This window comes from Xanthomonas sp. NCPPB 3218 (genome assembly GCF_056725185.1).
The window spans coordinates 2,448,214-2,456,449 of record NZ_CM161516.1 but is presented as its reverse complement, the minus strand read 5'-3'; the positions used below and the strand labels follow the sequence as shown (position 1 = coordinate 2,456,449).

The 8,236-nt window shown below is 66.1% G+C and carries 2 protein-coding genes; both read right to left on the bottom strand.

The annotated features are described in order from the left end of the window. Window positions 1-936, bottom strand: a complete 936-nt coding sequence (locus tag AC1PLS_RS10725; protein WP_184434449.1) for a hypothetical protein — start codon at window positions 934-936, stop codon at window positions 1-3. Further along, window positions 933-8,162 carry a non-ribosomal peptide synthetase gene (locus AC1PLS_RS10720; RefSeq protein ID WP_481104462.1) on the bottom strand — a complete coding sequence of 2,410 codons (7,230 nt, stop codon included), beginning with the start codon at window positions 8,160-8,162 and terminating at the stop codon, window positions 933-935. The genes AC1PLS_RS10725 and AC1PLS_RS10720 overlap by 4 nt, the downstream gene beginning before the upstream one ends. Between the last annotated feature and the right edge of the window lie 74 nt (window positions 8,163-8,236).

The window sequence follows — 8,236 nt, the reverse complement described above, 5'->3', positions numbered from 1 at the left end:
CTAGACCATCGTCGTCGGCCGCCGCTCAAGCAGCATTACGCCGAAATGTCCGTGCGCGCTCGAACCCAGTACCGAACGCTGCATGTTTTCGTTGTCGCCTCGGGCGTAGAAATCGAACAGGTTGATGAACGGATCGGCACCCGCGCAGTGGCCGTACGGTGCAATGTTGCCGCGTTCATGGACAACACCGTTTATCGGCATCACGGATCGTTCGAGGTCCTGGATCGGCAGGAACACGTTACTGCCGAAGAAGACGCTTCCCTCGTAGGGAAATTCGCCCTTCTCCGAGCCCAGTCGCTCGAACACGGACTGGATCAGCATGCATTTCTGCGCGATGTCCTGCCCGGACCCATTGAGGGACGGCAGCGACGAGGCCACGGCAACGCCTGCGACGGTGAAGTCGGTGGGACCTTCGCCGCGAACGATGAAGCTGCAGGCGCTGTCGCTGAAGACGCCGTAGCGCTGAAAACGCGCCGCCTCGTTGTCCACCTTGTCCACGCTAACCACCAGCACATTCCGAAACGTGTCGGCCATGACGAGCGAGCGTGCGACGCGCACCGCGGAAAACAGCGAAGCGCATCCGGCGCCGCCGATCCACGTCACGAACTCGCAATCCAGGCCGAGGCGCTTCGACAGTTCGCTGACGAACAAGTTCTGAGCGTAGTAATTGAGTCCATCGCCACAGCAGACGACGAGCGCGTCGACTTGGCCCGGGGCCACCCCACCGCGGACCACGGTGCCCGCTGCGCTTTCAGCGGCGAGATCCGCGCGGCTTCGCTCGGTGCGGCGATAGCGATCCCATCCCCACAGCGCCTGGCGATCAGGCATCCGGTATTCGCGCATCACCTCCGCTCGACCGTCGATCTCCGCCACCGGCAGCGACTGTTCGCCCAGCACATAGCCAAGGCCGAGAATGCCTACCGAGGTGGGCCTCACTCCCTGGCCCCCGCACGCATCGACGACAGGACCCTCGCCTGCTCCGCTACGGTGCTGCAGGACAGGATGCGGGTGATGTTTCCTCGAAGATCCAGGCGCTCGCGGATACGGTTCAACAACAGCACAAGCAACATCGAGTGTCCTCCGAGTTCGAAGAAATCGTCGTCGACGCCGACGCGGTCCAGGCCCAGGATGTCCGCCCATATCGAGGCGATCACGTCTTCCATCTCGCCACGCGGAGCGGCGGCAACCGTCGCGGGCCCCCAGGACGGCTCAGGCAAGGCACGCGCGTCGAGCTTTCCGTTAGGCGTCAGCGGCAACGCGCTCATCGCCACGATGGACGACGGCAGCATGTAGGCGGGCAGCATTCGCCGAAGGTGATCCAGCAGGCGTGCACGCCACGATCCGTGGTCGTCCGGCGGGCTCTCGGTGACAACGTAGGCGACGAGTGCCTTTTCGCCGCCGGGGCCATCCGACGACCGAACCACCGCATCCTTCACCCCGTCCAGCGAACGGAGCGTGGCCTCGATTTCGCCAGGCTCGATGCGGAAGCCCCTTATCTTTACCTGCCCGTCCTTGCGCCCGAGTATGCGGACCGTGCCGTCGGGCTGCCGATAACCGATGTCGCCGGTGCGATAGCGGCCACGCCCGCCCGGCAGTGTCGTGAAGGCCGCCGTCGTCAAGGCCGGATCGTTGAGATAACCGCGCGAGAGTGCCTCGCTTTCGACGAAAACGTCACCCGTTTCGCCCAGCCCACATGCCGTTCCCAACGCGTTGAGCACGCGGATGGCCGTATCGGGCGCCGTCTCGCTTACCGGGACGATTCCGCCAGCCGCCCGCGAGCCGGACATCTCGAAATACGTGGTGGCGCGTTGCGTTTCGGTCGTGCCGTACGAATTGAGCACGCGCATCGCCTTGTTGTGCGACAGCAGCCTGGACACCGTCGCACCGCCCAGCTTGTCGCCCGTGACGAACGCGATGCGCAAGGAGGGAAAACCGACGATATCGGTGGCGCACAGCACCTCGGCCATGGCCGGAGTGAGGTGTGCGAACGTGATTGCCTGCCCGACCAGCCATTCGGCCAGGCGATGCGGCGCGATCGCCTCGGCATCAGGAATGAACAGCGTGGCGCCAAGGCACAACGGCGTGAATATCTCGCGTTGCAGCGGATCGTGACCGAGGCCGGACAGCATGCTGAAACGGTCGAACGGCGACAGGCGCAACCATTCGGGCACCCAGTCCAGGTAACCGGCCAGCCCGATGTGCGTGCCCGCGACCGCCTTGGGCACGCCCGTGGTACCTGACGTGAAGGTCACGCAGGCCAGTTGCCGCGGCTCCGCCTCGGCCATCGGCGCCACCTCCGCGAGGTCGTAATCCCTCGGCGCAAGCGGAGACACGAAGGACGTCGCCGCCATGCCGTCGAGCCTTGCGACGAGCCCCGGTGGGAACCGCCCGGGTTCCCCGGCGAAAAGGATGCGGCCGGGCCGGACGATGTCCACGAGCTGCACGACCCGCTCGACCGGATACTCCGCATTTAGCAACGAGAATGCCGCCCCCGTCTGGAGCACCGCCATGACCGCGACCACCAGCGCCGCCTGGCGGCTGGCGACGATCGCTACAACGTCGCCGGGCATGGTTCCGGAAGCCCGCAGGCCCGCCGCGAGCCGGCTGGATGCGACCAGCAGCGCGCCGTAGCTCCACGATTGGCCGCTTTCCACGATAGCCGGCGCATCCGGCTGCGCCAGCGCACGATCCCGGAACAGCGCATGCACAGGTCCTGGCCAGAACCGGCGCGGCTCGAACGGCGCGTCGTCGCCTGCGCGCAGGGAATACGTGCCGCAGGCCATCGACGGGTCGTCGGCGATCTGTTCGAGAAGCAGAACGTATTGGCGCAACAGGTTGGCCAGGGCGGCCGATGCGAAGACGGCATCCTTGCCGTGACAGGTCAGGGTCACGTCGGTGCCGTCGTCTTCGACGTAGAGCGTGAGGTCGAACTTCGCCTCGATCTCGGCCGCCTCGACGCGTTCGGCGGCCAGGTAGCGCGGCCGTGCCGGAGGCTGCACGCTCTGCATGTTGAAGAACGCCTGGAGCGCCGGCACGCCGTCGGTGCCGCGCAACTGGGGCGCCTGTTCGAGGATCTTCTCGAACGGATAATCCTGGTGCGAGAGCACCTGGGTAACGTTACGCACCTGATCGGCGAGGTAGTCGCCGAACCGGTCTTCCGGCCGCCAGCGCGTGCGCACCGGAAGATTGTTGAGGAAGTTGCCGATCACGCCCTGGGCCGAGCGACCATGGCGGCCACTGACGGGTACGCCGATCACCAGGTCGTCTTGGCCGGCCAGACGCCCCAGCAACAGCGCGAATGCGGCGTAGAGCACGCCGAAGAGCGTCCCATCGTGTTTGCGCGCCACGCGATCGAGCCGCGCACGGACGTCTGGCGACAGGCCAGCGACGTGACGGGCAGCCTGCTCCGGGTCGGTCGGCCAGTCGTGCTGACGCGGCATCGCCAGGTGTTGCGGACAGCCGTCGAGGTAGTCTCGCCAGAAAACTCCTTCTGTCACGGCGGCGTCGGACGCGAGCCAGCGCTCCTGTCCGGCGACAAAGTCGAGGTAGCTATGGCCGACCGGATCGAGGGCGGGTTCGACACCGTTCGCGAGGGCCTCGGCGACTAGCAGAAATTCCTCCAGGAAGATGGCGAACGACCCACCGTCGAACACAAGATGATGGAAGTTCAGGTGCAGACGATGGTCATCGGCGGCCAGGCGAAGCAGCATGGCCGACATCAGCGGTGCCTTGTGCAGCTCGAAGCGCCGTGTCGCGTGGCCCACCGAGAGGATGTTCAGGCTTGCTTCGCGCTGCGCCGCGTCGAACGTCGAGAGGTCCCTGTACTCGAGCGAGACTGGCGCCGCTGGCTCGATCACCTGCACGGGCACGTCGTCGTCCAGCTCGAAGCGCGTGCGCAGCATCTCGTGCCTGGCGACGAGCCGGTCGAGCGCGCGCTCGACGGTCTGCCGATCGACCGGCCCCCGCAGCGCTAACACAAACGGAATGTTGTGCTCGCTGCCGGGACGCAGCTGCTCCATGTACCATACGCGGAACTGGCTGAGCGACAACCTCGACCGGCCCTGTCGCTGGAGTGCCCCCTCCGGCGCGATCTCCCCCGCAGATCGCACCACGGCGGCGAGGCGGCGAATCGTGGGATGCCGGAAAACATCGGCAACCGCTACATCGACGCCAAGACGTTCACGGATGGCGTGCACCATCCGCATGAGCAGAAGCGAGTTGCCACCCGCCGCGAAGAAATGCAGGTCGACATCCACCGATGCCTGTTGGAACAGGCGGGCCCAGATGTCGTGAAGCGCCGACTCAACATCGTCGGGCACTTGCGCCGGCGCGATCCGGTGCGACGGGAGCACGTCGTCGGCAAGGGGCGCGGGTGTCCGGGGCGCGTGAGGGCACATGCCGTCACCGGTCCCGGGAAGCCGCCACACCTCGCTACGCGGTTCGGCCACGACCTGACGCAGGAGCGCCTCGAAGTTTCGTGCCAGCCGCTCGATGGTGGAGGCATCGAAGAGATTCTTGCGATAGACCCAGTCCAGCAGCAGCCCGTCGTTGGTCTCCGTCACCTCGAGGGTCAGCTCGACGAGCGCGAGTTCCGGACGCACCGTACGAGCCGTCGCCTCCAGCCCGGTCAGCCGAAGCGGCGTACGTCCCGTATCCTGCAGCGAGATCATCACCTGGAACAGCGGCGCGTGCCCCAGCGAACGCGACGGCTGCAACCGTTCCACGAGGTAATTGAACGGCACGTGCTGATGTGCGTGGCCGTCGAGCACGAGCTGGCGGCTCTGCTGGAGCACGTCGTTGAACGAAGCGGTGGGCCCGACACGGCTGCGCAGGATCAGCGTGTTGGTGAACAGGCCGATCATGGCGGCGAGTTCGGGATGCTCGCGATTGGCCACGGGCGTGCCGACGACGATGTCCTCCTCGCCGCTGGCGCGCGCCATCAGCAGCGCAAACACGGCGTGCAGGCCCATGAACGGTGTCGCTCGTGCAGCTCGGGACAGGTCGGCAAGCGTCTTCGCGGTCGAACCGTCCAGATGCGTGCGAAGCACGTCGGCAGCCATTTCTTCCCGTTCCGCACGGGGCCTGTCCAGGGGCAGCGAATGGGTGGCGGGCACGCCCGCGAGCTGGGCCAGCCAGTAAGCAGATTCGGCTTCGAGAGTGTCGTCCCGGAGCCATTTGCGCTGCCAGGCGGAGTAATCCGCGTAGCGGAACTGCAATGTGGGCAGCGTCGGAGACGCGCCACGCAGCCCGGCATCGTAGAACGCGCCGAGCTCGTCGACGAGCACGTCGATCGACCAGCCGTCGGTGGCGACGTGATGCATCGTCATGAGCAACTCATGACGTCCCGGCTCCAGCCGGACGAGCACGGCGCGCAGCATGGCATCGCGATCGAGCGCGAACGGCGCGAGCGCATCCCGCCTGACTTCGGCCGTCAACGCGCCTTCCCGCTCCGCTGCCGCAAGATGGCTCAGATCGACCTCGAGGAAAGACAGCGCGAGATCGTCGCGCACGCGCTGCACGGGTACCTCGTCGCGGAAGGCGATGACGGTGCGAAGACTCTCGTGGCGACGCAGGATGGCTTCGAGCGAAGCCCGCAACACCGGCACGTCGAGTTCGCCCTCCAGTAGGAACCGGACCTGTACGTGGTACTGCGCACTGCCTCCTCCGAGCTGGTCTACCAGCCACAGACCCTGCTGCACGAACGACAGAGGCACGGCCTCGCCTGGTACCGTGGACGACAGCGGCGGCAGCCGGGACGAGGCGTCCCGCGCGACGGACCGCGCGAAATCGTCGAGCGTGGCCGACTCAAAGAGGCTGCCCAGGGACGCGTCGATGCCATGGTCGAGGCGAAGGCGCGACTGCACGCGCATGGCGAGGATCGAATTGCCGCCCAGGTCAAAGAAGTTCGCGCGCATACCGACTGGCGACGACAGCCCCAGTACGTCCTGCCAGACGCGTGCGAGGCGCTCGTGGAGCGGGCTGACGGGCGCCTCGTACGCCGGGCCCGTCGCCCGGAGTGGCGAAGGCAACGCCGCGCGATCGATCTTGCCGTTGGGCGTCTGCGGCATCGCATCGAGAACGACGAAAACCGCAGGAATCATGTAGTCAGGTAGGTGTTCCGCCAGAGATCTCGCGCATTCGGCGGGCAACCCCTGCATGGTTCGCCTCGACGACGTGGGGACCACGTAGGCCACCAGTTGCTTCTCGCCGCGCTCGTCCTCGTACACCGTGACGACGGCTTCGTCGAGCCAATGCATGTCCACAAGGCGCGCCTGGATCTCGCCCAGCTCTATGCGCAAGCCGCGCAGCTTCACCTGGAAGTCGACGCGACCGAGGTATTCGAGCTGGCCCTCGGCGGACCAGCGCGCGAGATCGCCGGTCTTGTACAACCGCATGCCGGCCGCCGGATGAAACGGATCGGGGACGAAGCGTTCCGCGGTCAGCGACGGTCGTCGCCAGTAACCGCGCGCAACGCCTGCGCCGCCGACGTACACCTCGCCCAGGACGCCGATGGGCACCGGTTGCATGTGGCGATCGAGCACGTAAGCCTGGCCGTTCGCGATCGGAGCGCCGATCGAAGGTGGACCGGGCCGGTCGCGTTCGATCTTCGCGTAAGTGGAATAGGTAGTATCTTCCGACGGCCCGTAGAGGTTGTAGACGGCTTCGGCCGACGTGCACCGATAGATGTCGCGAACAAGCGCTTCGGCCAGTGGTTCGCCGGCGAGGTTGACGATACGCACCGACGACGGCACGGCGTCTTCGTCGACCAGCGCCTTGATGGCCGAAGGAACGGTGTTGATCAGCCTGAGTGCCGGCGCGCGCGCGATGCCCTCGAAATCGAGCGGGCTGTCGACCAGCACGATGCGTCCACCGCTGGCCAGCGGAACGAACAGTTCGAAGATGGACAGGTCGAAGCAGATCGAGGTGGCCGCCAGCACGCCGTCCAATGCGTCGGCATCGTATACCTCACGTGCCCAGGCGATGAAGGCGACGGCCTGTCGGTGCTCGATGCAGACACCCTTAGGACGGCCAGTCGAGCCGGATGTATAGATGATATAGGCGAGTGCGGCCGGCGCCGCGGCACGCTCGGGCGGCGGCTCGTCCGCCGGGCTGGCGGCAATACGCGCCTGCCACGAGGCATCGTCGAGCAACAGGCGATTCGCCGTGGCGCTCAGCCTGTTCACCGTACCCGATTGCGCCACCACCCATGCCGCGCCGCTGTCGGACACCATGAAATCCAGGCGATCGGAAGGATAATTCGGGTCGAGCGGCACGTAGGCCGCGCCAGCCTTGAGTACGGCCTTCAGCGCGACCACCATCGACGGCGAGCGCTCGAGGCACACCGCCACGACGCTATCGTCGCCCACGCCCTGCGCGCGGAGCACGTGCGCGAGCTGGTTGGCGCGGCGGTCCAGTTCCGCGAATGTCCATCGCTCGTCGCGCCAGCAAAGCGCTATTGCATCGGGCGTGCGCGCGGCCTGCGCGGCGCATAGCGCGTGCATCGTGCTTCGCGGCCATGGAAGCGAGGTCGCGTTCCAGGCATTCAACACCATGCGTCGCTCGTCGGCGTCCATCACCATAAGACGCCAGACGTCGGTGTCCGCGTCCGTCGCGACCGCATCCAGCAAAACGCCGAAGCGGCGCACCATGCGTTCGACCGACGCCCCATCAACGGCATCCTCGGCATGCACCCAGACCAGTTCGACGCCGTGTGGTACAGGCGACACGAAAAGCGCGAGGTCGCTTACGTAGTCGCCCGAAGAGGCATCGCCGCCCCACTCGCGAACCACAACGTCGACATGGAACGAGGCCTGCCGCATGCAGTCAAGCTGGGCCGCGCTCTGGGCTAGGATGAACGGAAAAGAACGTCCCGGCGGTGCATCGATCGACGAAAGACGCAGTCCGCTTTTTTCCGCCGCCGAGGTGGCGATGCGCACCTGCGTTTCGCCGCTGCAGCGCATGAGAAGCAATGCGAAAATCGCATGCAGGCCTGCGACAACGCCGGCCTGGACTGCTTCGTAGCGCAAGGCGAGGCGATCTATACGGTCAATGGAAATGACGTGTGTCAACCGGGAATACCGTGGAGCCCCCTTCGCCAGCCGGGGTCCGTCCACGGGGAAATTCTGGAGCAGCGGCAGCTGCCCCGACGTCTCGGTGTCCACGGATATTCGCCCCGACCGATGGAATTGACGATGCCGACTATCGATGGACCAAAGCACCGCTGTCAACACGGCAT